At 70.2% G+C, this 26,071-nt stretch carries 21 protein-coding genes, 1 tRNA gene and 2 pseudogenes; 11 read left to right on the top strand and 13 right to left on the bottom strand.

Features of this window, described 5'->3' with window-relative positions:
* Positions 1–16 precede the first annotated feature (16 nt).
* The 3 genes from H1Q64_RS00810 to H1Q64_RS00800 form a co-directional block, all read right to left on the bottom strand.
* Positions 17–682, bottom strand: a complete 666-nt coding sequence (locus tag H1Q64_RS00810) for a hypothetical protein (protein ID WP_237903993.1) — start codon at positions 680–682, stop codon at positions 17–19.
* Between the two features lie 101 nt (positions 683–783).
* The gene (locus tag H1Q64_RS00805; RefSeq protein WP_237903992.1) at positions 784–2,223 is read right to left on the bottom strand and encodes an FAD-binding oxidoreductase; all 1,440 of its coding nucleotides are present in this window, start codon (positions 2,221–2,223) and stop codon (positions 784–786) included.
* Between the two features lie 177 nt (positions 2,224–2,400).
* Positions 2,401–3,372 carry an L-threonylcarbamoyladenylate synthase gene (locus H1Q64_RS00800; RefSeq protein WP_237903991.1) on the bottom strand — a complete coding sequence of 324 codons (972 nt, stop codon included), beginning with the start codon at positions 3,370–3,372 and terminating at the stop codon, positions 2,401–2,403.
* A 111-nt stretch (positions 3,373–3,483) separates the two neighbouring features.
* Here H1Q64_RS00800 and parA point away from each other — a divergent pair, with 111 nt between their 5' ends.
* Both parA and H1Q64_RS00790 read left to right on the top strand, forming a co-directional pair.
* Positions 3,484–4,131, top strand: coding sequence for a ParA family partition ATPase (gene parA / locus H1Q64_RS00795; RefSeq protein WP_237903990.1), 648 nt, complete (start codon positions 3,484–3,486; stop codon positions 4,129–4,131).
* Positions 4,132–4,159: 28 nt separating this feature from the next.
* Positions 4,160–5,155, top strand: a complete 996-nt coding sequence (locus H1Q64_RS00790; protein ID WP_237903989.1) for a glycosyltransferase family 61 protein — start codon at positions 4,160–4,162, stop codon at positions 5,153–5,155.
* Positions 5,156–5,197: 42 nt separating this feature from the next.
* Here H1Q64_RS00790 and bcp read toward each other — a convergent pair whose 3' ends face one another.
* Both bcp and H1Q64_RS00780 read right to left on the bottom strand, forming a co-directional pair.
* Positions 5,198–5,683, bottom strand: a complete 486-nt coding sequence (gene bcp / locus H1Q64_RS00785; RefSeq protein ID WP_237903988.1) for a thioredoxin-dependent thiol peroxidase — start codon at positions 5,681–5,683, stop codon at positions 5,198–5,200.
* Positions 5,680–8,676 carry a bifunctional [glutamine synthetase] adenylyltransferase/[glutamine synthetase]-adenylyl-L-tyrosine phosphorylase gene (locus H1Q64_RS00780; RefSeq protein WP_237903987.1) on the bottom strand — a complete coding sequence of 999 codons (2,997 nt, stop codon included), beginning with the start codon at positions 8,674–8,676 and terminating at the stop codon, positions 5,680–5,682. Before H1Q64_RS00780 ends, bcp begins: the two co-directional genes overlap by 4 nt.
* Before the next feature lie 117 nt (positions 8,677–8,793).
* Here H1Q64_RS00780 and H1Q64_RS00775 point away from each other — a divergent pair, with 117 nt between their 5' ends.
* Positions 8,794–12,426, top strand: coding sequence for an AsmA-like C-terminal domain-containing protein (locus H1Q64_RS00775; protein WP_237903986.1), 3,633 nt, complete (start codon positions 8,794–8,796; stop codon positions 12,424–12,426).
* 48 nt (positions 12,427–12,474) lie between these two features.
* Here the strand turns inward: H1Q64_RS00775 and tyrS are convergent, their stop codons facing one another.
* Positions 12,475–13,728 carry a tyrosine--tRNA ligase gene (gene tyrS / locus H1Q64_RS00770; protein WP_237903985.1) on the bottom strand — a complete coding sequence of 418 codons (1,254 nt, stop codon included), beginning with the start codon at positions 13,726–13,728 and terminating at the stop codon, positions 12,475–12,477.
* A gap of 106 nt (positions 13,729–13,834) precedes the next feature.
* On the opposite strand from tyrS, the gene H1Q64_RS00765 reads away from it, so the two are divergent.
* Positions 13,835–14,899, top strand: a complete 1,065-nt coding sequence (locus H1Q64_RS00765; protein ID WP_237903984.1) for an anhydro-N-acetylmuramic acid kinase — start codon at positions 13,835–13,837, stop codon at positions 14,897–14,899.
* A gap of 9 nt (positions 14,900–14,908) precedes the next feature.
* On the opposite strand, the gene H1Q64_RS00760 is transcribed toward H1Q64_RS00765, so the two are convergent.
* Together H1Q64_RS00760 and H1Q64_RS00755 are read right to left on the bottom strand one after the other, a co-directional pair.
* Positions 14,909–15,052, bottom strand: coding sequence for a hypothetical protein (locus tag H1Q64_RS00760; RefSeq protein WP_237903983.1), 144 nt, complete (start codon positions 15,050–15,052; stop codon positions 14,909–14,911).
* Positions 15,053–15,057: 5 nt separating this feature from the next.
* Positions 15,058–15,720 carry an alpha/beta hydrolase gene (locus tag H1Q64_RS00755; protein ID WP_014239834.1) on the bottom strand — a complete coding sequence of 221 codons (663 nt, stop codon included), beginning with the start codon at positions 15,718–15,720 and terminating at the stop codon, positions 15,058–15,060.
* Between the two features lie 265 nt (positions 15,721–15,985).
* Between H1Q64_RS00755 and cysE the strand changes: the two genes are divergently transcribed.
* From cysE to H1Q64_RS00720, 7 genes and pseudogenes are all read left to right on the top strand, one after another.
* Complete coding sequence (cysE, locus tag H1Q64_RS00750; RefSeq protein WP_237903982.1) at positions 15,986–16,759, top strand: serine O-acetyltransferase; 774 nt, start codon at positions 15,986–15,988, stop codon at positions 16,757–16,759.
* Positions 16,760–16,836: 77 nt separating this feature from the next.
* Complete coding sequence (locus tag H1Q64_RS00745) at positions 16,837–17,319, top strand: Rrf2 family transcriptional regulator (protein ID WP_014239836.1); 483 nt, start codon at positions 16,837–16,839, stop codon at positions 17,317–17,319.
* 27 nt (positions 17,320–17,346) lie between these two features.
* Positions 17,347–18,459, top strand: a complete 1,113-nt coding sequence (locus H1Q64_RS00740) for a cysteine desulfurase family protein (protein WP_237903981.1) — start codon at positions 17,347–17,349, stop codon at positions 18,457–18,459.
* A gap of 144 nt (positions 18,460–18,603) precedes the next feature.
* On the top strand, positions 18,604–19,269 hold the full coding sequence (locus tag H1Q64_RS00735; protein ID WP_237903980.1) for a molecular chaperone DnaJ: 666 nt from the start codon (positions 18,604–18,606) through the stop codon (positions 19,267–19,269).
* 45 nt (positions 19,270–19,314) lie between these two features.
* Positions 19,315–19,645: pseudogene (locus H1Q64_RS00730) on the top strand (ferredoxin family 2Fe-2S iron-sulfur cluster binding protein).
* Between the two features lie 205 nt (positions 19,646–19,850).
* Positions 19,851–20,919 (top strand): annotated as a pseudogene (mnmA, locus tag H1Q64_RS00725) (tRNA 2-thiouridine(34) synthase MnmA).
* 131 nt (positions 20,920–21,050) lie between these two features.
* Positions 21,051–21,125: transfer RNA gene (locus H1Q64_RS00720), tRNA-Met, on the top strand.
* A gap of 72 nt (positions 21,126–21,197) precedes the next feature.
* Here H1Q64_RS00720 and H1Q64_RS00715 read toward each other — a convergent pair.
* From H1Q64_RS00715 to H1Q64_RS00695, 5 genes are all read right to left on the bottom strand, one after another.
* Positions 21,198–22,535, bottom strand: coding sequence for an HlyD family type I secretion periplasmic adaptor subunit (locus tag H1Q64_RS00715; protein WP_237903979.1), 1,338 nt, complete (start codon positions 22,533–22,535; stop codon positions 21,198–21,200).
* Positions 22,536–22,549: 14 nt separating this feature from the next.
* Positions 22,550–24,295 carry a type I secretion system permease/ATPase gene (locus tag H1Q64_RS00710; RefSeq protein WP_237903978.1) on the bottom strand — a complete coding sequence of 582 codons (1,746 nt, stop codon included), beginning with the start codon at positions 24,293–24,295 and terminating at the stop codon, positions 22,550–22,552.
* An 81-nt stretch (positions 24,296–24,376) separates the two neighbouring features.
* Entirely contained in the window at positions 24,377–25,006 is a 630-nt protein-coding gene (locus tag H1Q64_RS00705) for a calcium-binding protein (protein ID WP_145622308.1), read from the bottom strand.
* A 177-nt stretch (positions 25,007–25,183) separates the two neighbouring features.
* Positions 25,184–25,540, bottom strand: coding sequence for an Atu4866 domain-containing protein (locus H1Q64_RS00700; RefSeq protein ID WP_237903977.1), 357 nt, complete (start codon positions 25,538–25,540; stop codon positions 25,184–25,186).
* On the bottom strand, positions 25,537–26,046 hold the full coding sequence (locus tag H1Q64_RS00695) for a carboxymuconolactone decarboxylase family protein (protein WP_237903976.1): 510 nt from the start codon (positions 26,044–26,046) through the stop codon (positions 25,537–25,539). The genes H1Q64_RS00700 and H1Q64_RS00695 overlap by 4 nt, the downstream gene beginning before the upstream one ends.
* Positions 26,047–26,071: the final 25 nt, after the last annotated feature.

Below are 26,071 nucleotides of genomic sequence, written 5' to 3'. Positions count from 1 at the left end.
GCGGCTGAACGCCGGTCTACACGCCATTGAGACGATTGCGGGCCTCCGCCGCGATGGCTGCGAAGACCCGGCGGTCGCCGGGCAGCAGCGCGTCGGCGGTCAGCCGGCGGTGCGGCTCGAACCGCAACCCCGCCCGGTGCGCCGCCGCGGCGCTTCCCCAGAAGGCCGGCGGCCGATGGCTCAGGCCCGCCGCATGGCGCGGTTCGCGCAGCCATACCTCCCGCAGCACGTTGGTCAGGTCGAAATCGATCAGGACCCGCCGCCCGCCGGGGCCGGTCAGGCGAATCCAGGCGTGGAACGGGAAGGCTTCCGCCTCCTGCCGCCGTTGCGCCGGATCGGGGGGGCGGACGTCGGCGGGCGTCGCCGGGTAGCCGAGCCAGCGCCCCCGGCCATGGGCCTCGGACTTGCGGAACGCCACGCGGCCCAACGCAACCTCGGTCCGCCCGTGGCCCAGGGCCTCCAGCAGCATCGCCCCGGCGAAGGCGTAATACTGGCAGCCGCCCAGCCGGTGAGTGTGGACCAGGTCCCGGTGCAGCGGGTGGGCGGTCACCGCCCCATGTACGGCCTGCCGGATGCGCTCCCGCTCTGGCGGCAGGGCGCATGTGGTGGACGTGCCGTGGACAGGCGCCGCCTCGGCCTCGCCCAGCATCAGGCGCATCCACGCCGACATCGCGAGAAGCATCGCCGCCTCCGTTCCGCGGTTACCGACCGACTCCTACGAACAGGCCGGAACCGCGAAAGGTCGCACGGGGCGGGGAGGGAACCTCTTTCGGATGGTCCCCTTTACGGCAGCATCTTGCCGGGGTTCAGCAAGCCCTTGGGGTCGAGCGCCGCCTTCATGGCGCGCAGCAGGTCGAACTCGACCGGGCTCTTGATGACCGGCATCTCGTCCTTCTTGAAGCGGCCCACACCGTGCTCGGCGGAGATGGAACCGTCCAGGTCGAAGATGACCTCGTTTACGACGTGGCAGATCTCGTCCCAGCGGGCGAGATAGGTGGCGGTGTCGGCGCCCTCCGGCTGGCTGAGGTTGAAGTGGATGTTGCCATCGCCGACATGGCCGAAGGGGGTCGGGCGGATGCCGGGGCAGGCCGCGGCCACGGCGGCCTCGGCGCGCTCGATGAACTCGGCGACGCGCGACACCGGGACCGACACGTCGTTTTTGATCGAGCCGCCCTCGAACTTCTGCGCCTCGACGATGGCCTCGCGGATGAACCAGAGCTGGTTGGCCTGGGTTTCCGACTGGGCGATGGTGGCGTCGGTGGCAAGCTCCGCCTCGAAGGCCTCGCCCAGCGCCGCCTCGACCGTCTCGCGGAAGGCGTCGGACTGGGTGCCGGCGGTCAGCTCGGTCAGCACGTACCAGGGCGACGGCTCCGACAGCGGGTCGATGGTGCCGGCGACGTGCTTGAGCGCGAACTCCAGGCAGCGGCGCGACATCAGCTCGAAGGCGGCGACGGCGTCGCCTGAGGCCTCGCGCAGGCGGGCCAGCAGTTCGATGGCGGCGGTGGGGCTGGGCACGGCGATGAAGGCCGTCTCCGCTTGGCGCGGGCGCGGGTAGAGCTTGAGCACCGCGGCGGTGACGATGCCCAGCGTGCCTTCCGCCCCGATGAACAGGTGCTTCAGGTCGTAACCGGTGTTGTTCTTGCGCAAGGACCGAAGGCCGTTCCAGACGCGCCCGTCGGCCAGCACGACCTCGAGACCCAGCACGAGGTCGCGCATGTTGCCGTAGCGCAGCACGTTGATGCCGCCGGCGTTGGTCGAGATCAGCCCGCCGATCTGGCAGGTGCCCTCCGCCCCCAGGCTCATCGGCAGCAGGCGGTCCTTGTCCTTCGCGGCCTCCTGTGCGGTCTTCAGCACGACGCCGGCCTCCGCCGTCATGGTGTAGTTCAGCGTGTCGATGCCGCGGATTTTGTTCATCCGCGACAGGCTGATGACGATCTCGCGCCCTTCCTCATAGGGGATGGAGCCGCCGACGAGGCTGGTGTTGCCGCCCTGCGGGACGACCGGGATGCCGGCCTCCGCGCAGATTTTCACCACCGCCGCGACCTCTTCGGTGCTGGCCGGGCGGACCACCGCCGGGCTGTTGCCCTTGAAGCGCCCGCGCCATTCCGACAGGTAGGGGGCCATGTCCTCCGGCGCGGTGAGAAGGCCGTTAGGGCCGACGATGGCGCGGATCTGGTCGAGGGCGGCGGTGAGGCTGACGGCGGCAGGGCTGGCGGAGGTCATGGGCGGACGGTCCGGGGGCTGGAGAGAGCATCGCCCCCACCCCGACCGTCCCCCGCTGTCGCAGGGGAGGGGGCTTTCTGTCCCTCCCCTGCGACAGCGGGGGGAGGAAGGGACCCGCGAAGCGGGAGGGTGGGGGCTCGTTGCGAGACTCTTATCGCCTCGCCGTCCGTTTTTCCACTACCCCCGCGGCGCGGCGGCCCGCCGCAGCCGGTCGTTGATGGCGACACCCAGCCCCTCGTCCGGGATCGGCATCACCGCGATGGCGCGTGCACCCTCCTGGTCGAGCGCACGGAGATGGGCGAACAGGTTCGCCGCCGCCTCGTTCAGGTCGCCCTGGAGGCTCAGGTTCAGCCGGGCCTTGCCGCCGCGGATGAAGCGGTCGGGGCCGAAGGTCAGGAACGCCTCGTCGTCCTCGGCGCTCGTGGCGTTCAGCCGCACCGGGGCGTTGGGGGCGTAGTGGCTTTCCAACTGGCCGGGCGACTTCGGGGCGTCCGCGTTGCCGGCGGAAACCTGGATGGGGCCGATCAGCCGCTCGATCTCCTCGCGCAGCACCGCGCCGGGGCGCAGCAGCACGGGCGTGTCGCCGGTCAGGTCGAGCACGGTGGATTCCACCCCGACCTGGCACTTGCCGCCGGCCACCACCATGCTGATCCGGTCGCCCAGGCTCTCGATGACGTGGTGGGGGGCGGTCGGGCTGACCGCGCCGGAGCGGTTGGCGCTGGGTGCGGCGATCGGCTTGCCGGCGGCCTTCAGCAGGGCCTGCGCCACCGGGTGTGCGGGCACGCGCACCGCCACGCTGTCCAGCCCGGCGGACACCAGCAGCGACAGCCCGGCCTCGGCCCGGCGGGGCAGGACCAGGGTCAGCGGGCCGGGCCAGAACTGATGGGCCAGCTCCACCGCGCGCTCGTCGAGCACGGCGATGGCCTCGGCCGCCTCCAGGTCTGGCACATGGGCGATCAGCGGGTTGAACTGCGGGCGGCCCTTGGCGGCGAAGATCGCGGCCACGGCCCGGTCGTCGGTGGCATCGCCGCCGAGGCCGTAGACGGTCTCGGTCGGGAAGGCGACCAGTTCGCCGCTGCGCAGGGCCTCGCCGGCGCGGGCGAGGCCGGCGGGCGTGGCGGGGATGATGTCGGGATGCTTGTCGGTCACGGGACGATTTGTAAAGCGTCGGAGGATGAAGTCAATTCGCGCGGTTGCGCCGGCTCTGTCCAAGCCTTATGACGGGTGTGCGCGATAAACAACCAAATGATGGGTGTGGGCATGACGGGCAAGGTCTTCACCGTGGCTCAGCAGAAGGGTGGGGCCGGGAAGACCACGCTGGTCGCCCACCTCGCCATTGCCTGGATGCAGCTTGGGCGGTCGGTCGCCACGGTGGACATCGACCCGCAGGGCAGCCTGACCCGCTGGCACGCGGTGCGGGCGGAGGCCACGGGCGGGGAGCCCGGCTTCACCCATGTCCAGATCACCGGCTGGCGCACCCAGACCGAGGTGGAGAAGCTGGCCCGCGACCACGACATCGTGCTGATCGACAGCCCGCCCCACGCCCAGACAGAGGCGCGCATCGCCGTGCGCGCCGCCAGCCTCGTCATTGCCCCGGTGCAGCCCAGCCCGATGGACCTGTGGGCGGTGCAGCCTACCCTGGACCTCGCCGCGCAGGAGAAGCGCCGGCTGCTGCTGGTGCTGAACCGCGTGCCGCCGCGCGCCCGCATCGCCGACGAACTGATCGCGCGGGTGCGCGAGCTGGTCAATCCGCCGGCCGTTGACATCGCGGAGTCGCAGATCGGCAACCGCACCGCCTACGCCGGGACCCTGCTGTCCGGCCTGTCGGTGACCGAGGCGGCGCGCAAGACGCAGGCGGCGGCGGAGATGCAGGCGCTGGCCGAGGAGATCCTGTCCCGCGCCGGATAAGTCCGGGACGATTGCACGGAGGGGTCGTATGGACGGCACGATTCAGAGCGTTGATCTTGTCGAACATCTAACGGCCAATCCGCATCGTGGCCGCCTTCTGCGCGGCAGCGACGATAGCCCGGTCGGCGCCGTCTTCAACCGCTGTGTTCTGAACAACCACCTCATGTTTCCGGTGACGCCGGATCTGCGTTGCTTTCGGCGGGATTTCGGCATCTTCCGGGATGCGGTCTATGGGATGGTGGGACAGGCGCCGTCCGCGGTTTTCCTACAGGCTCTCGATCAGCCCGAACCGCCCGGCAGATATCTGGGGATGGGCGGCAGCGACAACTATTACCATTGGTGCCTGGATTTCCTGCCGCGGCTGGTGTTCGGTATGCTCTCCCCGGACGGGGCGGAGCGGCGGGTCATCATGAACGGGCCGCCCAACCCGTGGCAGGCAGCCTCGCTGCGCCTTTTCATGACCGGGCTGAAGCTCGACGTGCTGGACCTCCACATCAGCCGGAGCGATTGGAGCAGCTATCCCGATTGCCTCGTGCCGCTCCCGTTGCGGTCGCAGGCGGTGGCGATCTGGAGCGTGGTCCTGAACCACGCCCGTGACGTCCTGCCGACGCCATCCGGTGCGAAGCGGTTGTTCGTCCTGCGGAGGAATACCACCAAGCGCTTCGCCGTGAATCAGGACGAGGTGGCGGAGGCGCTGGAGCCGTTGGGCTTCCTTGCCGTCGATCCGGGAAGCCTCACGTTTGAGGAGCAGGTCGCCTTGTTCAGCGGTGCGGAGCTGGTCGTCGGCTGCCACGGGGCGGCCTTGACCAACATTCTGTTCGCTCCGGCCGGCGCGACCCTGATCGAACTTCGTGGCCGCGTTCTGCAACCCTTCTTCGGAAATCTCGCCGCCCAGCGGGGGATGCGTTATCTCGATCTCGCCTGTCCGGAACGGCCCGACAGCCATCATGATATCATCGAGCGGGACTACGTCGTTCCGCTCGACGCGCTGCGCGAATGCCTTGCCGGGGTCGGCGTCCGCTGAAGCGGCGGGGGATGATGTTCCCCCCACCGCATCGCGAAACGACTACAGCGCCTGCAACGCCTTCAGCACCGCCGCCACATGGCCGGTGACCTTCACCTTGCGCCAGACGTTGCGGACGATGCCGTCCTTGTCGATCAGGAAGGTCGCTCGCTCCAGCCCCATGTACTTGCGGCCGTACATGCTCTTCTCGACCCAGACGCCGTAGGCTTCGGCGACGCCCGTCTCCTTGTCGGAGGCCAGCGTGAAGGGCAGCTCGTACTTCGCCTTGAACTTGTCGTGGCTGGCCACGCTGTCCTTGGACACGCCGATGATGACGGCGTCGAGCCCGCTGAAGTCCGGAAGCTGGTCGCGGAAGCCGCAAGCCTCCGACGTGCAGCCGGAGGTGTCGTCCTTCGGGTAGAAGTACAGGATCACCGGCTTGCCCCGCAGGGCGGACAGCGTAACGCTGCCGCCGCCGTCGGTCGGCATGGTGAAGTCCGGGGCCGTGGTGCCGACCTCGATCGGGGCGGCGTTGGTGGCTTCGCTCATGGGAGTTTGGCTTCTTCGTTGGTCTCTGGGGGAGGCAGCCTTGACGCCGGCTCCTCGACCAGCGCCACGAAATGGCGATGGGCGCGAGCGGCGATGTCCCGGATTCTGCTGTCGAGCGCGGCGAAGTCAACCGCCGGCTCCTCCTCCGGGAAGGCGGCGCGGGACAGCCCTTCCCGCAGGGTGGGCGACACCTGCCGCGGATCGAGCACGCCGTCGGTGGTCAGGCGCAGGAAGCCTTGCACGCGGCGCCACAGCTTCAGCGTCGCCACCAGCTCCTCGGCCACCTCCGGCGCCAGCAGCCCGGCCGCGGCGGCGTTGAGCAGGGCGCGGCTGGTGGCGATGGACAGGATGTCCGGATGCGCGTGCCCGTGGCGGAGCTGGAGATACTGGGCCGTGAACTCGATGTCGATCAGGCCGCCGCGGGCGTATTTGACGTTCCACGGGTTGGTGGTGCCGAACTCCTTGTCGATGCGGCGGCGCATGTCGGCGACGTCCCGCAGCACCTTGGCCGGATCGCGCGGGCCGGTCAGCACGCCGCGGATCGCCGACTCGACCTTGCGGGCCAGCGCCGGATCGCCGCCGATGACGCGGGCGCGGGTCAGGGCCATGTGCTCCCACGTCCAGGCGTCCTTGGCCTGATAGGCGGTGAAGGCGTCCAGCGCGGTGGCGAGCGGCCCGGCGTTGCCCGACGGGCGCAGCCGCATGTCCACCTCGTACAGCCGCCCGTCGGCCATCGGGGCGGTGATGGCGTTGGTCAGGCGCTGCGTCAGCTTGATGTAATACTCGTTGGGGGCCAGCGGCTTGCCCCCGTCCGACTGGCGCGTGCCCGACGGCACCTCGTAGACGACGATCAGGTCGATGTCGGAGGTGATGGTGAGCTGCCGGCTGCCCAGCTTGCCCATCGCCACCACCACCCAGGCGCCGCCGGGGATGCGGCCGTGGCGGGCTGCGAACTCCTCCTCGACGCGGGCGGCCAGTTCCGGCACCACCACGTCGGCCAGATCGGCGAGGAAGGGGCCGCAGCGGTCGCCGTCGGTGATGCCGCGCAGGATGTGCGCCCCGGCGCGGAAGCGCTGGTCGTTGGTCCAACGCCGCGACAGGGTCAGCACGTCCTCGAAGTTGTGCGCCCCGGCGATGAAGCGCTGGTACTCCGGCGTCAGCCCCGCCGCGTCGGGCAGCGGGTCGAAGAAGTCGGGCGACAGCACGGCGTCGAGCAGCGACGGGTTGCGCGACAGCGTCTCGGCCAGTTGCGGCGCCGTGCCCATGATCTCCGCGACCAGGGCGAGCAGCCAGGGATTGGCGATGAACAGCGAGAACAGCCCGACCCCCGCCGGCAGCCGCTCCAAAAAGCTGTCGAACTTGACCAGCGCGTCGTCCGGGGCGGGCGTTTTGGCCAGCTCGTTCAGCATGGCCGGCACCAGCTCGGTCAGCAGTTCCCGCGCGCGGCCCGAGCGGGTGGAGCGGTAGCGCCCGCGGTGCCAAGTGGAGACCACGGCGATGACCCGGCTGGGGTCGCGGTAGCCCATGCCGGCCAGCGTCTTCACCGTGCCAGGGTCGTCGTCGGTTCCGGTGAAGACGAGGTTGCCTGGACCGGACAGCGACGGCGCCTCCTCGAACAGCTCGGCGTAGCGGTCCTCCACCCGGCCGAGCTGGGCCAGCAGGTCGGCGCGGAAATCCTCGATCTGATCGTAGCCGAGGAAGGTCGCGAGATGGGCCACCCCCTCGTCGTCCGCCGGGATCTGGTGGGTCTGGCGGTCGTCGGTCATCTGAATGCGGTGCTCGACCCGGCGCAGGAAGCGGTAGGCCTCCTCCAGCTCCTCCACCGCCGCCTCCGGCACGCGGCCGACCGCGCACAGTGCCTTGTTCGCCAGCAGGGTGGGGGCGATGCGCACGCGGATGTCGCGCCCGCCGAAAATGAGCTGCTGGGTCTGGGCGAAGAACTCGATCTCGCGGATTCCGCCACGGCCGACCTTGATGTCGTGGCCGTTCACCGTCACTTCACGATGGCCCTTGTGGGCGTTGATCTGACGCTTGATGGAATGGATGTCCTGGATGGCCGCGAAGTCGAGGTGGCGCCGCCACACGAACGGTTCGAGGAAACGCAGAAAATGCGCCCCCGCTTCCGGATCGCCGGCGATGGGACGGGCCTTGATCATGGCCGCGCGCTCCCAGTTCTGCCCGACGCTGCCGTAATAAATTTCGGCCGCCGAGACGGACACCGCGAGCGGCGTGGCCCCGGGATCGGGGCGCAGTCGCAGATCTGTACGGAAGACGTAGCCGTCCTTGGTCCGTTCATCCATAATGCGGACAAGATCGCGCGCGATACGAATGAACGTGCGGGCGAGGTTGTCCGGCTGGGGCGTTTGAACGACGGCGTCGTCGTACAGGACGATCAGGTCGATATCGCTGGAATAGTTGAGCTCGCGCGCACCAAGTTTGCCCATGCCAAGCACGATCAGGCCCGACCCGACCCATGGCCGCTGCGGTTCCGGCAGCGTCAGCGTGCCCGCCTCCGCGGCGCGGCGCAGCAGGTGGTTTGCCGCCATCCGCACCGACGTCTCGGCGATGTCGGACAGCGCGCCGGTGACGGCCTCCAGCTCCCACGCGCCAGTGATGTCGGCGATGGCGATCAGCAGCGCCGCCCGCCGCTTGGCGATGCGCAGGGCGGTCATCAGCCGGTCGATGTTGCGCTCCTCCGCGCAGTCCGCTTCCAGCCGGCGCAGCAGCGTCGCGAAGGCGGCATCGTACCCCTGCGTCACCATCTCGCGGACGAAGGGCAGCTCGCGCGTCAGGATCTGGCCGAGATACGGGCTGTTGCCGCACACCGCGTCGATCAGCGCCCGGCCCTCGGTCGAATCGGCGTACGCCTCGGCCCAGGCGCGCAAGGCGGCGCCACCGGTGTTGTCCGTGGCGTTCGCCGCCTCGGCGCGCCAGCGCTCCAGGCCGCGTCCGGCAAGGGCGGTGTCGAAGGGTTTCGGCAGCGTGGTGGTCATGGTCGCGGCTATCCCTGCACAAGAACTGAGCAGGAGGGTGCGCGGTCCGGCCCTTCCGGTCAACCGTGACAATCCGCGCCGTGACAATCTGCGGGCGTCGCCGCCGGGACACCGTCCTTGATCCGGCGAACCGTGAAGCTTCTCGCCTGGACCACCGCGGGCGTGGTGGTGGTCGTCGGCGCGGCCGGCGGGCTGTTCGCTTGGCGGCTGGCCCAGGGGCCGGTTGCGCTCGACCCACTGACCCCCTATGTGGAGCGGGCGCTGAGCGACCCGCAGGGCCGCTACCGGGTCGATGTCGGCCAGCTCGTCCTGTCCTGGGTGGACGAGGAGGAGAGCGACGGGCTGACCCGGCTGGACCTGCGGGCCATCGACGTGCACGCGGTCAACGCCGAGGGCGACGAGCTTGCGGCGGTGCCGGAACTGGGCGTCGGCTTCTCCGTGCGCGCGCTGTTCCAAGGCAAGCTGTCGCCGACCCGGCTCGACCTCGTGCGGCCGCGCCTCCAGGTGGTGCGCCGGGCCGATGGCAGCCTGGATTTCGACGTGCGCTCGATCCCGTCTCCCGGCGAGCCGGAGAAGGACGAGCCGGAGGGCGGCCCCGACTTCGCGGGGGAGATCGTCTCCACCCTGATGCAGCCTCCGGACATCGCCCGCCCGCTGGGCCTGCTGCGGCGGTTGTCCATCATCGGCGCCGACCTGACGGTGACGAACCGCATGCTGGGCCTGTCCTGGCACGCCAACCGCGCCGACATCGTGCTGACCCGCGACGGGACCGAGATCGTCGGCGGGGCGCAGCTGCTGCTCGACCTGGACGGGCGGACGGCGGCGGTGGAGGCATCGGGCGTTCATCGCATGGCCGACGCGGAAACCGCACTGTCCACCCGCTTCGACGGCTTGCAGCCGGCGGCGCTGGCCAAGATCGGCCCGCTGCTGGCGCCGCTGTCGGCGGTGACCGTGCCGCTGGGCGGGCGCATCGACGCGACTCTGGATTCTCGGTTCGAGCCGGTGCGCTTCAGCTTCGACCTGCAGGGCGGTGCCGGAGAGGTCAGCCTGCCCGCGCTGCGGCCCGACCCCTACCGCATTGACCGGGTGCGGCTGCGCGGCGGGCTGGACGTGCCGGGCCGGCGGGCGGAGCTGGAGCGGCTGGACCTTGCGCTCGACGGGATGGCGATGGCCGGGCGGGGTGACCTGCGGGAGCGGGGCGGGCAGCGCAGCGGCACCCTGCGGCTCGACCTGATGGCGGATGGCAAGCGGGCCTCGCTCGACCTCGACGGCACGCAGGTTCCCGACAAGGGCGCGTCGGTCGCCGCACGGCTCGACGGGCTGGTGCCCGCCACGCTGGCCGGGCTCGCCCCGGCGCTGGCACCGCTCGCCGCGGCGCAGCTTCCCCTGTCCGGCACGGCCAGCGTCGAGCTGGATCCCGACGCGCAGCCGCGCAGCGGGCGGGTGGAGTTGAAGGCCGGCGCCGGGCGCGTTGTTCGACCGGACCTGTTCCCGGAGCCGCTGCCCATCGCCTCCGCCGCCCTGACGGTGGCCGGCGACCGCTCCTCGGGCAAACTGGATGTGGAGCAGCTGGCCATCGATCTCGGTGGGCCGACCGTGGAGGGGACGGCGCAGGCGACCATCGCCCAACTCGGCACGCCGGACGCCCGCCTGTCGGTGGAGGCCGCCGTGACGGCCAAGCGGGTGCCGGCGGATGAGCTGCCCCGGCTGTGGCCGCTGGGGGTGGGGAAGAACCCACGGGAATGGGTGACCCAAAACCTGTCGCACGGCGTCGTGCCGGAGGCGACGGCGACCGTCCGGGCCAGCGGGCCGCTGTCCGACCTCGCGGCGCTCGACGTGACGCATTTCCAGGCCGGCATCAAGGCCGAGGACATGACGGTGGATTATTTCCACCCGTTGCCCAAGGTCACCGGGTTGGGGGCAGAGGTATCCACGGATGGCAAGACCTTCACCATCCACACCAAGGGCGGCCGCATCGACGACGTCCAGCTCGGTGAGGGCACCATCGTCATCGGCGGTCTGGACACCGGCAAGGAGACCATGGACATCCGTGTCCCGGTCCGTGGGCCGGTGCGCACCATCCTGACCGTTCTGGACAGCCCGCCGCTGGGCTATCCCAGCCGCCTCGACCTCGATCCCAAGCGCACCCAGGGGCAGGCCGACGCGCAGCTTCACTTCCAGTTTCCGCTGCTGGTCGACCTGAAGGTCGAGCAGTTGAACCTGGACGTCGTGGCAAAGCTGCGCGGCGTCGGGGTGGAGAAGGTGGCCGCCGGGCTGACCGCGACCGAGGGCGACCTGACGCTGGCGCTCGACATGAACGCCATGACGGTGAAGGGCAACACCAAGCTGGACGGCATCCCCGTCACCATCGACTGGAAGGAGCAGTTCACCTCCACCGCCAAGGGGCCGCGCACCCGCATCGCCGTGAAAGGCGATGTGGACGCCCAGGACCTGCGCAGCCACGGCATCGACCTAGCCGAGCATGTGGAAGGGCCGCTTGGGGCGGATGTGCTGTTCACCGTGGACCAGCGCCGCCGCTTCGGCCTGACCGCCGGGCTTAACCTGGAAAAGACCCACCTGCGCATCGACGAGCTGGGCTGGGAGAAGAAGCCCGGTGTGCCGGGCACCGGCAAGCTGGCGCTGGAGTTCCAGAAGGACCGGGTGACCCGCATCACCGGCCTGTCGGTCGATGCCGGGGGGCTGCGCGCCCAGGCGGTCGTCGATCTCGCGCCGCAGACCATGGCGGTCACCAAGGTGGCGGTCAGCCAGATGTCCGTCGGCCAGACCGACCTGAAGGCCGACGTGACGGTGCATGACGGCGGCAAGAGCGGCTACTCCGGGACAATCACGGGCCAGAGCCTGGACGCCCGGGTCCTGGCCGGCAAGGCCGACCCGCCCGGCGGCAAGAAGCAGGGGCCGAGCGACGAGAAGCCGCTGCCGCTCGACTTCGACCTGAAGCTGAACCGCGTCGTCTTCGGGGACGGCCGCCATCTGTCCGACGTGGCCGGACGGATCAGGCGCGACCGCCTGTCCTGGACGGCGCTCGACGTGACGGCGAAGGCGGGGCGCGACGGGGCGGTGTCCCTGCGCTATCTGCCGGGCGCCCAGGGATTCTATGACGTGGCCATCTCGGCCAGCGACGCCGGTGCGACCTTCCGCGCGCTTGACATCAACGATCGGGTGCAAGGCGGTGTTTTGGCGATCACCGGCCGCACGGTGGAGCCGCGGGCCGACGCCGCCATCGAAGGCCGGATGGAGCTGACCGACTACGCGCTGGTCGATGCGCCGGTCCTGGCCCGCATCCTGAACTCCATTTCCCCCTCCGGCTTCGCCGAGCTGATGGGCGGCGGCAAGGGCATCCGCTTCGGGCGGGCGGTCAGCGACTACCGCAAGGACGGGCGCCTGCTGACCGTCAAGGACCTGCGCACCTCCGGCTCCGCGCTCGGCCTGACCCTGTCGGGGGAGGTGGACATCGAGACGGACACCGCCAACCTGCGCGGCACCATCGTGCCCATCTACGGGCTGAACCGTCTGATCGGCCAGATTCCGCTGCTGGGCGACGCGCTGAGCGGCGGCGAGGGGCAGGGCATCTTCAGCGCCACTTGGCACGTCCGTGGTCCGCTGGCCGACCCGGACGTGACGGTGAACCCGCTCGCCATGCTGGCGCCGGGCTTCCTGCGCAACCTGTTCTTCCTGGGCGAGGGGGGCGACGGCAAGGAAGCGCCGTCGCCGGGGACTTTCGTGAAGTAGGGGGGTGATTTTCCCTCTCCCGTCCCGGGAGAGGGATTCAGCGGTGCCTCACACCGCCTTGACCAGCGCGTGACGCTTCTTGCCGGCGCTCAGCTTGATGACGCCGTCGGCGTTCAGATCGGCGGCGGTGGCCTTGGCGGCCTCGTCGGGGATGGCGGCGTCGTTCATCTTGGCGCCGGCGCCCTTGATGAGGCGGCGGGCCTCGCCCTTCGACGCGGCCAGCCCGGCGGAGACCAGCAGGTCCACCACCGCGACGCCGGCCTCAAGCTCGGCGCGGGGCACGTCGATGGTCGGCAGGCCCTCGGCGGCGGCGCCCTGCTCGAAGGTGCGGCGGGCGGTTTCGGCGGCCTCCAGGGCGGCCTCCTCGCCATGGGCGAGCTTGGTCACCTCGTGGGCGAGGATCTTCTTGGCCTCGTTGATGCCGGCGCCCTCCAGGGACTCCAGCCGCGCCACCTCGTCCAGCGGCAGCTCGGTGTAGAGGCGCAGGAAGCGGCCGACGTCGGCGTCTTCGGTGTTGCGCCAGTACTGCCAGAAATCATAGGCGCTGAGCTTGTCGGCGGTCAGCCACACCGCGCCCGCGGCGGTCTTGCCCATCTTGGCGCCCGACGCGGTGGTCAGCAGCGGGGTGGTCAGGCCGAACAGCTCCGCCCCGTCGGTGCGGCGGCCCAGCTCGACGCCGTTGATGATGTTGCCCCACTGGTCCGACCCGCCCATCTGGAGCATGCACTTCTCGCGCCGGAACAGCTCCACGAAATCATAGGCCTGGAGAATCATGTAGTTGAATTCCAGGAAGGTCAGCGGCTGCTCGCGGTCCAGCCGCAGCTTGACCGATTCGAAGGTCATCATGCGGTTGATCGTGAAGTGCCGGCCGATGTCGCGGAGCAGCGGGATGTACTTCAGCTCGTCCAGCCAGTCGGCGTTGTTGACCATCACCGCGTCCGTGGCGCCGTCGCCAAAGGACAGGTAGCGCCCGAAGATGCGCTTGATGCCCGCCATGTTGGCGTTGATGGCCTCGTCGGTGAGGAGCTGGCGCGCCTCGTCCTTGCCGGAGGGATCGCCGATCTTGGTCGTCCCGCCGCCCATCAGGACGATCGGCTTGTGGCCGGTCTTCTGCAGCCAGCGCAGCATCATGATCGGCAGCAGGCTGCCCACATGCAGGCTGTCCGCCGTGCAGTCGAAGCCGATGTAGGCGATGATCGGCCCCTTCGCCGCGCGCTCGTCGAGCCCGGCGAGGTCGGTGCACTGGTGGATGAAGCCGCGTTCCTGCAGCGTGCGGAGGAAATCCGATGTCAGCGTCGTCATGGCCGCGATCCGGCTGTCGTGGTAGGGTCCAGGGTCGCGTCTGTTAGCATGGAACGCGCGGCCCCACAATTCTCGGGGCTGACTCGGCATGGGATTGGGGTAAGGAATGCAGACGGTCGTCGGGCTGATGAGCGGCACCTCCATGGACGGGATCGACGCGGCGCTGGTCCGCACCGACGGCGAGCGCCGGGTGGAGCCGCTGGCCTTCGTCACCATCCCCTACGAGGACGGCTTCCGCGCCGAGCTGCGCTCCTGCCTTGGCGGCAAGGGGCCGGTGGAGGCGGTCGAGCAGGTCCTGACCGACGCCCACGCCGACGCCGTGCGCCGCCTGCTGGCCGAGGCCGGGACGGAGGCGGCCGCGGTGGACCTGATCGGCTTCCACGGCCAGACGATTTTCCACGACCCGGCGCAGCGCCGCACTTGGCAGATCGGCGACGGCGCGCGGCTGGCGCGGGCGACCGGCATCGCCGTGGTCAACGACTTCCGCACGGCGGACGTAGCGGCGGGCGGGCAGGGCGCCCCGCTGGTGCCGCTGTTCCACCGCGCGCTGGCCGACGCCCTGCCGCGGCCTCTGGCCGTGCTGAACATCGGTGGCGTCGCCAACGTCACCTGGATCGGGGAGAGCGCCGAAGCGGTCATCGCCTGCGACACCGGGCCGGGCAACGCGCTGGTCGATGACTGGGTCCTGTCCGGCCAGGGCACCCGCTACGATGCCGGCGGGGCGCTGGCGGCGCGGGGCAACGTGGACGAGGCCGTGTTGGCGGCGCTGCTTGCCCATTCCTATTTCGAGCAGCCGGCGCCGAAGTCGCTGGACCGCGACGCCTTCGACCCGGCGCCCGTCCGTGGCTTGTCCTTGGAGGATGGAGCGGCGACCCTGACCGCCTTTACCGCCGCGTCGGTCGCCCGCATCGTCCCGCATCTGCCGGAGGCGCCGGTGCGTTGGCTGGTCTGCGGCGGCGGGCGGCACAACGCGACGCTGATGGGCATGCTGGCCGACCGGCTGGGTGTGCCGGTCGATCCGGTGGAGACGGTGGGCTGGAACGGCGACGCGCTGGAGGCCGAAGCCTTCGCCTATCTGGCGGTGCGCAGCCGCAAGGGCCTGCCGCTCAGCCTGCCGGCCACGACCGGCGTGCCCCGGCCGATGACCGGCGGGCGCTTCCACCCGGTGTGACGCCGGAGGTTACGGGCGCGGGCGGCTGTTGTCGGTGCAGTTGTCGGCGTGCTTGCACCAGTTCCCGAAGGTGCTGGCGATTTGGGCGTTGCTGCAGCCGGACAGCAGAAGCACAGCGATACCGGTAACGAGGGCAAAACGACGGAGCTTCATCGCGCTCATTCCGCCACGGCGGCGACGGGGTTGCCCATCGCGCGGTCCAGATAGTCGTCCACCTGAACCGCCAGATCGTCGCTGCGGTTGGCGAAGAAATGGTTGGCGCCCGGCACGACGCGGTGGTCGATGCGGATGTCCTTCTGGTGCGACAGCTTGGTCACCAGCTTGTTCACCGCCGCCCCTGGAACCAGCTCGTCCTTGTCGCCGTGGATGATCAGGCCGGAGGACGGGCAGGGCGCCAGGAAGGAGAAGTCGAACAGATTGGCCGGCGGGGAGACGGACACGAAGCCGTCGATCTCCGGGCGGCGCATCAGAAGCTGCATGCCGATCCACGCCCCGAAGGAGACCCCGGCGATCCAGCAGACCGGGGCGTTGGGGTTGTGGGTCTGCAGCCAGTCGAGCGCCGCCGCCGCGTCGGCCAGTTCGCCCTCGCCCTTGTCGTAGGTGCCCTGGCTGCGGCCAACCCCGCGGAAATTGAAGCGCAGGGCGGAGTAGCCGCGCTTCGTGAAGGACTGGAACAGGGTGAAGACCACCTTGTTGTTCATGGTCCCGTTGTGATGCGGGTGCGGATGCAGCAGCAAGGCCATCGGCGCGTTGGGGATCGTGCCGTGTGTGTAGCGCCCTTCCAGACGTCCGGCCGGACCGTTGATCATCACTTCAGGCATGGGAACGGCGATCCTGACGCGAATATAAGGTGATCCGGACCACCGGCGGAGCGGTGAGCGGACGCCACGGCAAGCGGACGTGGTTGCCCATGGACAAGCATGGATTTTTCGCACACAATTCTTGACCGTTTTGCTTGGTCATCATATATGCGTCGATGCGTCCTTCCAGGGCAACCCGCGCGACCGGCGAGGCACGGGTCGAGGGCTCTTGCGAAAGATCACCTCTTCCAGCAAGAGGGCGGACTATACCACGGCGGGTGTTCCGGTGTTCAAGCATCTTCGCGAAGAGATCGACGGTATCATGGCCCGCGACCCGGCCGCGCGGTCACGGGCCGAGGTCGCGTTGTGTTATCCGGGCTTCCACGCCATCGTCATGCACCGCGTCGCCCGTTATTGCTGGGATCGCCGCTGGCATCTGATGGCGCGCGCCGTCTCGCAGATCGCCCGCGCGCTGACCGGGATCGAGATCCATCCGGGGGCGACCATCGGGCGCCGCTTCTTCATCGACCACGGCATGGGCGTCGTCATCGGCGAGACCGCCGAGATCGGCGACGACGTGATGCTCTATCATGGGGTTACGCTGGGCGGCACCTCGCTGAACCAGGGCAAGCGCCATCCCACGCTGGAAAGCGGCGTGATCGTCGGCGCGGGGGCCAAGGTGCTGGGGGCCATCACCATTGGGCGCGGCGCCCGCGTCGGCGCCAACGCCGTCGTGGTGGCGGATGTGGCGCCGGGCATCGCGGTGGTCGGCATCCCGGCCAAGGCGGTGGTGACGCGCGACCGTGTCGAGACGCAGAAGTTCATGCCCTATGGCACGCCTTGCGGTGACATCCCCGATCCGGTGGCGCGCGCGTTGAACGGCCTGCTCGATCAGGTGTCGACCCTGCGCCGGCGCGTCGAGGAACTGGAATCGGAGCGCGGCGACGCGCATAATTCATCCGTATACGAAACATCGGGCGTTCCCAACGGAAGCGCCCGGCCCGACAATGGGGTGCGCGAGCCGGTGTCCGTGGACAGCGGTCCGGCGGCGTCCTGTTGAACCAAACACAAACACGAGGCTTGGCGTCGATCCGCTGAACGGTCGGGCCGGGGTGAAGGAAGGGTAAGGAGGGTAAAATGAGACTCAGCACCAAGGGACGCTATGCCGTCATGGCTATGGTCGATCTTGCTGCCACCAGCCAGGGGAGCCCCGTCGCCCTTGCCGACATCGCCGACCGGCAGGAGATTTCGCTCTCCTATCTGGAGCAGCTGTTCGCCAAGCTTCGCAAGGGCGGTCTGGTGAAGAGCGTGCGCGGCCCCGGCGGCGGTTATCTGCTGGCCCATCCGGCGGACGCGACCCGCGTGTCCGACATCATCCTGGCGGTGGACGAGCCGATCCGCACGACCCGCTGCGCCAACGGGACGCCGCAGGGCTGCCGGACCAACCGCTCGCGCTGCCTGACCCACGACCTGTGGGAGGAGCTGGGCAACCAGATCCACATGTATCTCAGCTCGGTCACCGTGGCCGACGTGGTGGAGCGGCGGATCATCGGCACCAGCAGCCTGACCATCCGCGGACCGCAGCCGGCGGACGAGGGTGCTGCGGTCGCGGCGGAGTAAGGGAGCGCCCTCCGGCCCTTTGTCCCGATGACCCGCGTCTATCTTGACCACAACGCCTCGGCGCCTCTGAAGCCGGCGGTGAAGTCGGCGATGATCCAAGCCATGGATCTCGCCGGCAACCCGTCGTCGGTGCACGGCTTCGGCCGCACGGTCCGTCGCGCGGTGGAGGAGGCGCGCGCCCAGGTCGCCGCCCTGGCCGGGGTGCGGCCCGCCCAGGTCTTCTTCACCGGCAGCGGGACGGAAGCCAACAATCTGGCGCTGCGCGGCTTTCCCGGCCGGCCGGTCGTGACCTCCGCCATTGAGCATGACTCGGTGCTGGAGGCGGTGCCCGGCGCCGCCCGAATCCCGGTGGATCGCCACGGCGTCGCCGACCTCGCCGCGCTCGACCACCTGCTCGCCGAGGTGAACGGCCCGGCGCTGGTCTCCCTGATGCTCGCCAACAACGAGACCGGCGTGATCCAGCCGGTGGCCGAGGCGGCGCGGATCGCCCGCGCCCATGGCGCGCTGCTCCACTGCGACGCCGTTCAGGCCGCCGGGCGGTTGCCTCTCGACCTCGCGATGCTTGGTGCCGACCTGCTGACCCTGTCGGCCCACAAGATTGGCGGCCCCGCCGGTGTGGGCGCGCTGATCCTCGCCGACGGGCTGGAGCCGGAGGCGCTGATCCGCGGCGGCGGGCAGGAGAAGCGCCGCCGCGCCGGCACCGAGAACGTCGTCGGTATCGTCGGCTTCGGCGCCGCCGCCCGCCTCGCACGGGAGGAGCTTCCCAACGGCGCCCGCCTGACCGCCCTGCGCGACGCGCTGGAGGCGTCGGCGCTCGCCGCCGTTCCGGCTGCGCGGGTGATGGGGGTCGGCGCGGCGCGGGTCGGCAACACCAGCAACCTGCTGCTGCCCGGCGTGGCGGGGGAGACGCAGGTGATGGCGCTGGACCTCGCCGGGGTGGCGGTCAGCGCCGGTTCGGCCTGCTCCAGCGGCAAGGTGAAGCCGTCCCACGTCCTGGCCGCCATGGGCGAAAGCACCGGGGACGCCGCCTGCGCCATCCGGGTCAGCCTGGGCTGGGACAGCGACGGCGCGGCGGTGGAGCGTTTCGCTGCCGCCTACGCCGCGATGGCGGCAAGGCTGGCCCGTGCCCCTGCGGCGTAATCGCCTCTCCATGACCTCCACCTCCCGCCGTGGGCCGTGTAAGGTTGCGCGGCGCCCCGCTTCTGGGTATCACCCGGCCGAAGGGACGGCGGCGACCCGCCGCCTTCACGGCCGACCTGTGCAGCGCTTCAACGGACGGCAAGCATGACGACATCCGATTCCGGCCCGCCGCGCTTTCCCATGGGAGAGTCCCCCAAGGGCATCGCCGGGACCATCGACGGCGATCTGGAGCCGTGCTGGCTGTGCGGCCGTTCGGTCGCGGCGCGCGCGATGTTCTGCCATTCCTGCGGGGCGGTGCAGGTGCCGCGCCCACTCGACCATTTCACCCGGCTGGGTCTGGAGCGCCGCTTCGACATCGAGCCGGAGGCGCTGGCCCGCCAGCACACCGGCTTCTCCCGTGCTATGGACCCCGAGCGCTTCGCGGCGCGCGGCGCGCGGCAGCAGGCCAACGCCCGCGCCCAGGCTGACGCGCTGGGCGAAGCCTATGAGACGCTGCGCGACCCGGTGCGCCGCGCCCGCTATCTGCTGGACCAACTGAACGCCCCCACCGCCGTCCTCTCCGTCGAGGAGGACGAGGAGGTGGCGGCGCTCGCCGACCGGCTGGACGGCACCCCGGACGTCACCGCCGTGGACCGGCTGGCCCAGGACATCGGTCAGCGCGTGGAAAGTTGCATCAAGTATCTTGCCATTGCCTTCCGCAACGGGCAGACCGACAACGCCGCGCGCATCCTCGCGCGGCTGGAGCGGTTGGAAGCGCTGGCGGCCGAATCCCGGACGCGACGCTCCGGCCTTGCCCCGAAGACACCCTAACCATCGCCACCGCATACCGACGCCTTTGTTCAGGAGAGCACCCCAATGCCCAAGATGACCTTCATCGAGCCGAACGGCACCCGCCACGAGGTGGACGCCCCGCTCGGCCTGTCCGTGCTCGAGGTCGCGCACAAGCACGGCCTGGACCTGGAAGGCGCCTGCGAGGGCTCGCTGGCCTGCTCGACCTGCCACGTCATCGTGGAGCCGGAGTGGTTCGACGTGCTGAACGAGGCTTCGGAGGACGAGGAGGACATGCTCGACCTCGCCTTCGGCCCTGACCAAAACCTCGCGCCTGGGCTGCCAGATCATCATCAGCGAGGAACTGGACGGTCTGGCCGTGCGCCTTCCCGGCGGCACCAACAACGCCATGCGCTGACCTGCCGCCGCGGCGCCTTCCGGGGCCGCCGCGGTCTGCACCCGGCACCGGGAAACCGGCGCGCCGTCCCCTTCGCGGGGCTGGGGCGCCCCGGTTCTCCGGTGGTGAATTTTTTGGGAACTAGCCCATATAGGGCGCCATGATCTCCTACGCCAACTCCCTCGGCATCGCCAAGCGTCCCCAGGACACCCGCGTGGTCGTCGCCATGTCCGGCGGCGTCGATTCCTCCGTCACCGCCGCCGTTTCTGCGGGAAGAGGGCTACGACGTGGTCGGCATCACGCTCCAGCTCTACGACCACGGCATCGCCCTGCAGAAGCCGGGCGCCTGCTGCGCCGGGCAGGACATCTACGACGCCCGCCAAGTGGCTGACCGCATCGGCATCCCGCACTATGTGCTGGATTACGAGGGTAAGTTCTCCCAGGACGTGATCGACGACTTCGCCGACACCTATCTGCGCGGCGAGACGCCGATCCCCTGCGTGCGCTGCAACCAGCGGGTCAAGTTCCGCGACCTGCTGAACACCGCCCGCGACCTCGGCGCCGACGCTCTGGCAACCGGCCATTACGTGCGCCGCGTCCAGGGGGGAGCGGGAGCGGAGCTGCACCGCGCCATCGATCCCGGACGCGACCAGAGCTACTTCCTGTTCGCCACGACGCGCGAGCAGCTGGAGTTCCTGCGCTTCCCGCTGGGCGGCCTGACCAAGCCGGAGACCCGCGCCCTGGCCGAGCGCCACGGGCTGGAGGTGGCGGCCAAGCCGGACAGCCAGGACATCTGCTTTGTCCCCAACGGCTCCTACGCCGACGTGGTGGCGAAGCTGCGCCCCGGCTCGGTCGAGCCCGGCGACATCGTGCATGTCGACGGGCGCGTCCTGGGTCGTCACCGCGGCGTGGTTCACTACACGGTGGGCCAGCGCAAGGGATTGGGCATCGGCGGCATCCGGGGCGAGGAAGAGCCGCTGTTCGTAGTGCGCCTGGAGCCCGGCCAGCGCCGCGTCGTCGTCGGCCCGCGCCGCGAGCTGGCGCGCAGCGTGGTGACGATCCGTGAGGTCAACTGGCTCGGCCCCGCCCTGGCCCCCGGCGAGGGGCTGGAGGTCGAGGTGAAGCTCCGCTCCGCCCAGCCGCCCGCCCCGGCGGTGTGGCGGCTGGGTGCGGACGGCACCGCGCAGGCCGAACTGCACGAGCCGCAATACGGTGTGGCACCCGGCCAAGCCTGCGTCGTCTACCAGGGCGACCGGGTGCTGGGCGGCGGCTGGATCGCCGGCACGGGAGCCTGACGAAAACTTCGCAAAAAGTGAAATTTCAGCGTTGACACCCCGGCCCCCCTGGAATACATAAGCGGCCCCGGCACGAACCGCGGCGGCCAACACCGAAACGGACCGCGCCGGGAGATGATGGTAAGCACGATGGCAGCGTAGCTCAGTGGTAGAGCAGGGGAATCATAATCCCTTGGTCGGGGGTTCAAATCCCTCCGCTGCTACCATCACGAAAGCCCGTCAAGTCTTCGACTTGGCGGGCTTTTTCTTTGGCCGACGTGGGGTAGGCGCGCTTCCCCTCAATCCTCCGTCAGCGCGTGGGCCATGGCGTCCTGCAACGGCGCCAGCACATAGTCGATGGCCCGTCGCTGACCCGTCGCGATCAGCACGTCGGCGGGCATGCCCGGATGCAGGGCCGCCGGGCCGAGGCGCTCCAGCGCGCCGGGCAGGGGGCGGATGCGGGCCACGAAGTAGGGGGCATGGGTCGTCGGGTCGGTCAGGCGGTCGGCGGAGACGTCGACAACGGTGGCGTCGATCGAGGGCATGCGGCGGGGCTTGAAGGCGCTGAGGCGGACCTGCGCGGTCTGGCCGGCCTTCACCACGTCGATGTCCAGCGGGTCGATGCGCGCCTCGATGGTCGGCGGGCCGCTGTCCGGAACGATGTCCATCAGCGGCTCGCCCGGCTTGACCACGCCGCCCACGGTGAAGACGGCCAGCCCGACCACGCGGCCGGGGACGGGGGCGCGGATCTCCGTGCGCTCCACCGCGTCGCGGGCGGCCTTCAGGCGGGCGGCGGTCTGGTCCAGGGCGTTCTGCGCCTCCTCCATCTCCGCGGCGATATCGGAGCGGCGGGCCGTTTCCTTGGCATGGAGCTGGGTGTCGGCGACCGTCACCGCCTGCTCGGCCAGCAGGGCGCGGGCGCGGGACTGATCGCGGGTGCCGGCCAGGTCGGCCATGGCCCGCTTCAACGATAGAACCCGCAGCTTGCGCTCCAGCCCCTTGTTGAAGAGGTCGAGCACGCCGGCCAACTCCTCCTCGATGAAGACGATCTGCTCCGCCGCCGCGCGCTCCTGGGCGCGGTGGGCGGTTACCTCGCGCTCGGCCTGGAGGCGCTGTTCGCGCAGCACGGCCATGTCGCCGTCATGGCGGGTCCAGCGCGCGGCAAACAGCTGCTGCTGCACGGCCAGGGCGCGCCGGGCGGCGGCGCTCCCATCCACCAGTTCCGCCGGGACGGAGAAGGCGCGCTGGCCGGCGTATTCGGCGCGCAAGCGGGCCATGCGGACCAGGGCGGCAGCCTGTTCGTTGGACAGTTCCTCCAGGGTGGCGCGGCTCTGCGTCCCTTCCAGGCGGAGCAGGGTCTGGCCGGCGGCCACCGTATCGCCGTCGCGCACCGCCAGTTCGGCGACGATGCCGCCTTCCAAATGCTGGATGGTCTTGCGGTTGCCGTCCACCACCACCGTACCCGGCGCGTGGGCGGCGCTGTCCAGCGGGGCCAGGAAGCCCCAGCCGAGCCCGGCGCCCAGCGCCAGGGCAATCACCGCGCAGCCCGCCCGCACCGCTCCGCCGATGGATGGCTCGGCGCGGCGCGGTTCCGCCGGAATGGCGCTTCGGCCCAGCAGCGTTTCGGTCGTGGTCATCGTGAACTCTCCAATCAGGGGGTGGCGGCAGCGGCGACCGGCTGCGGGGTGGCGGTACCCAGCCGCCGGACCATCTCGGCCCGCGTCGCGGTCTGGTCGATCATGCCGTCGCGCAGCACGACGATGCGGTCCACCGCGTCGAGGACGCAGCGGCGGTGGGCGATCACCACCACCGCGGCGCCGCCGGCCTTGGCCTCGGCGATGGCGCGCAGCAGCGCCGCCTCGCCGGCCTGGTCCAGGTTCGCGTTGGGCTCGTCGAGAACGAGCAGGCGGGGATCGCCGTAGAGGGCGCGGGCGAGCGCGATGCGCTGCCTCTGCCCGCCGGAGAGCCGGGCGCCGCCTTCGCCGATCGCCGTTTGGTAGCCGTCGGGGAGGCGGCCGATCATCTCGTGCACGCCGGCCCGCCGCGCAGCCGCGGTGACCAGCACAGGGTCGGGCTCGCCCAGCCGGGCGATGGCGTCCTCCACGGTGTCGCCGAGCAGGCCGACGCCCTGCGGCAGATAGCCGACATGCCGCCCGCAGTCGTCGCGGTGCCAGCGCCACACATTGTGGCCGTCGAGATAGACGCCGCCCTGGGTCGGCTCCAGCACGCCGACCAGCAGCCGGGCCAGCGTGGACTTGCCCGCCGCCGAGGGGCCGACGATGCCCACCGCCTCGCCCGGCTCCACCGAGAAGGACAGGCCGCGCAGCGTCGGGCGCTCCGAGCCCGGGGGGACGTAGGTCACGCGGTCCAGCAGCAGGGAGCCGCTGGGGCGGGGCAGGGGAGCGCCCGGCGTGGGAGCCGCGTCCGCCGTGAACAGGACGCGCAGGCGGCGCAGGCTCTCGCGGGCCGAGGACCAGTTGCGCCAGGAGTCGATCAGCTGCTCGAAGGGCGCCAGCGCGCGGCCCATCAGGATGGAGGCGGCCAGCATGCTGCCCGGCGACACCTGCCGGTCCAGCACCAGCATCGTTCCGGCGGCGAGGATCGCCACCTGGGAGGTCATCCGACAAACCTTGGCGAGCGAGGCGACGGCCTGTGCCCGTCCCGCGGTCCGGTTGACCAGCCGCAGATGGTCGTCCTCAACCGCCTGCCAGCGGCGGCGCAGGTTGCCCATCATGCCCATGGCGGCGACGGCCTCCACGCCGTGCGATGCCGCTTCGACCTCGGCGCCGTGGCGGCACAGGGCGCGGTTGGCCTCCGCCGCACCCGGCATGGTCAGCATCCGGCCGAGCAGGCTCACCCCGACCAGACAGAGGATGCTTCCACCGCAGACGAGGCCGTAGAGCGGGTGGATCAGCGTCAGGAAAAGCAGGAAGACGAGGCTGAGCGCGGCGTCGAGCGGTGCCGTGAGGCTCGGCCCGGACAGGAACTGGCGCAGTTCGTTTAGGTCGCGCAGCGCCTGGGCCGGGCGGCTGGCGCCGCCGCGCAGCAGGCCGCCCATAGACGCCTCCAGCGCGTCCATGGTCAGGCTGCGCGCCGCCAGATGCCCCATGGCCTGGGTCAGCCGCCCGCGGATCGCCTCGACCAGCCCGAACACGGCAAAGCAGCCCAGCGCCAGCAGCGACAGGGCCACCAAAGTCTCCACGCTGCGGCTGCCCAGCACGCGGTCGTAGACCTGCATCGTGTAGAGCGGCATCGCCAGCTGGATGAGGGCGAGAAAGACGCTGAACCCGCCGGCGGCGGCGAGGCCGGTGGCGATGCGCCGGCGGATCGCGTGCAAGGCCGGCGGGTGGTCGGATGGGCCGGCGGATGGGCTGCGGCGGGATTCCCGTGCGGCCATGGGAAGGGCGCTCCTGTCGTCCGGAGAAGGGAAAGGGGCGCGCCGGGAAGGACGGCGCGCCCGGGACCTCGGTCAGGCGGATCAGTAGAAGGAGATGTCGCCCATCGGGTTGTCGCCCTTCACGATCAGGTCGTGATAGCCGGTGTCGTTCGCCGCGTTCCACGTGACGACGTAATTGCCGTCCTTCTGCCAGATGCTGTATTGGCCGTCGGCGGGCGCGCTGGTCGAGCCGGCGTAGCTGTAGCTGCCCTTCAGCCAGATCTGGTCCTCGTCCTTGAAGTCGGTGATGGTGTCGGCGTTGCCGGCGTAGATGTCGCCGCTGTCCTTCGTCTCGAAGAAGAACCAGTCGGCCCCGGCCCCGCCGGTCATCTGGTCCTTGCCCATGCCGCCATAGAGGTCGTCGAAGGTGTCGCCGCCGCTCAGCGTGTCGTTGCCCTCGCCGCCGTAGAGCTTGTCGTAGCCGCTCTCGCCGTAGAGCTGGTCGTTGCCGCTGCCGCCATAGAGCGTGTCGGTGCCGTAATAGCCCATCAGCAGGTCGTTGCCCGACTCGCCGTAGAGCACGTCGTTGCCGTTCCAGCCGTCCAGCGTGTCGTTGCCGGACCAGCCGAGAATGGTGTCATTGCCGTCGTAACCCTGCACGTAGTCATTGCTGACGCCGTACTTGATCATGTCGAGATAGTCGGCGTTGTTGGTGCCGTAAACGTTTGCCATTGATGCGTTTCCTTCGGATCAGGGGATTGTGCCGTGCAGGGGGAGGTGCTTCATTCGGCTTTCTTCTTGCCGGTTCGCTTTGAAGACCTCGCCCTTGCACAGCCATTCTTCCCGGATCGGGCATCCGGCACTGTTGTCCACCTCACAGTTTTGAACAGGAGAGAAAATGCGCTGCGGTCAGCGTCGCCGGTACAGGATCATCCCGCCATGGTGCAGCACCCCGTCGATGAAGTCGCCGTCGGCGGTGAAGCCGGTGTCGTCCCAATAGTCGATGTGGTCGCCGGTAACCCGATAGCGGCCCTGGTACGCCTTCTCCCGGTTGCCCCGCGCCTCGACGTAGCGGTTGTTGGGGAGAAGCTCGTGGCGGACGCGGCCGTCCTCCGTCACCCACAGGCCGACATAGGGGTGATCCGCTTGCTGCACTTCAGGCCGGTCGGCGGTCTGGGCCAGCGCCTTGCGGTCGGGCAGGGCCTCGGCGCCGGAGGCGAGCAGGGCGGCGGTTAGGGTGGCGGTTCGGGCGAATGCACGTTTCATGGCGTGCCTCCTTCCGACGGGCGGCGCTCGGCGAACAGCTCCGACAGGGTGCGTGCGGCGGAGATCGCGCGGGGGAAGCCCGCGGGGACCGTCACCATGTAGACGATCTCCTTCAACTCGTCCTCGGAGACGCCGGCGTTGAGCGCGTAGCCGGCGTGGATCTTCATGAAGGCCGTCTCGCCGATGGCGGCGAAGGCGGCGACGGCAGCCAGCTGGCGGGTCCGCGTGTCCAGTCCCGGCCGGGACCAGACGTCGCCCAGCGCGTAGGCCTCGGTGGCCTCCGCCAGAAAGGGGAACTCCTCGCGCATCCGCTCCAGTGTGGGTTGGGGCTGGCCGTTGTTCAGGCTGCGGATCACCTCGCCGCCGCGCTTGGCGCGCTCCTCCGTGGTCAGGGCGCTGGCCAGGGCGGGGGCGGGCATCGCCGGAACCGCGGCGAGCAGCCCCGCCGCAACGAGGGTGCGCAGGCGCGCGGGCGGACGGCCGAGGGTGTCGGTGCCGTGGGTCATGCTGACTTCCTTCGCTTTGGCTGGC

Source organism: Azospirillum brasilense (assembly GCF_022023855.1).
In the GTDB taxonomy this organism is placed as follows: Bacteria; Pseudomonadota; Alphaproteobacteria; order Azospirillales; family Azospirillaceae; genus Azospirillum; species Azospirillum brasilense_F.
The sequence above is the reverse complement of the archived record's forward strand: the minus strand, read 5'-3'. Positions and strand labels throughout refer to the sequence as shown.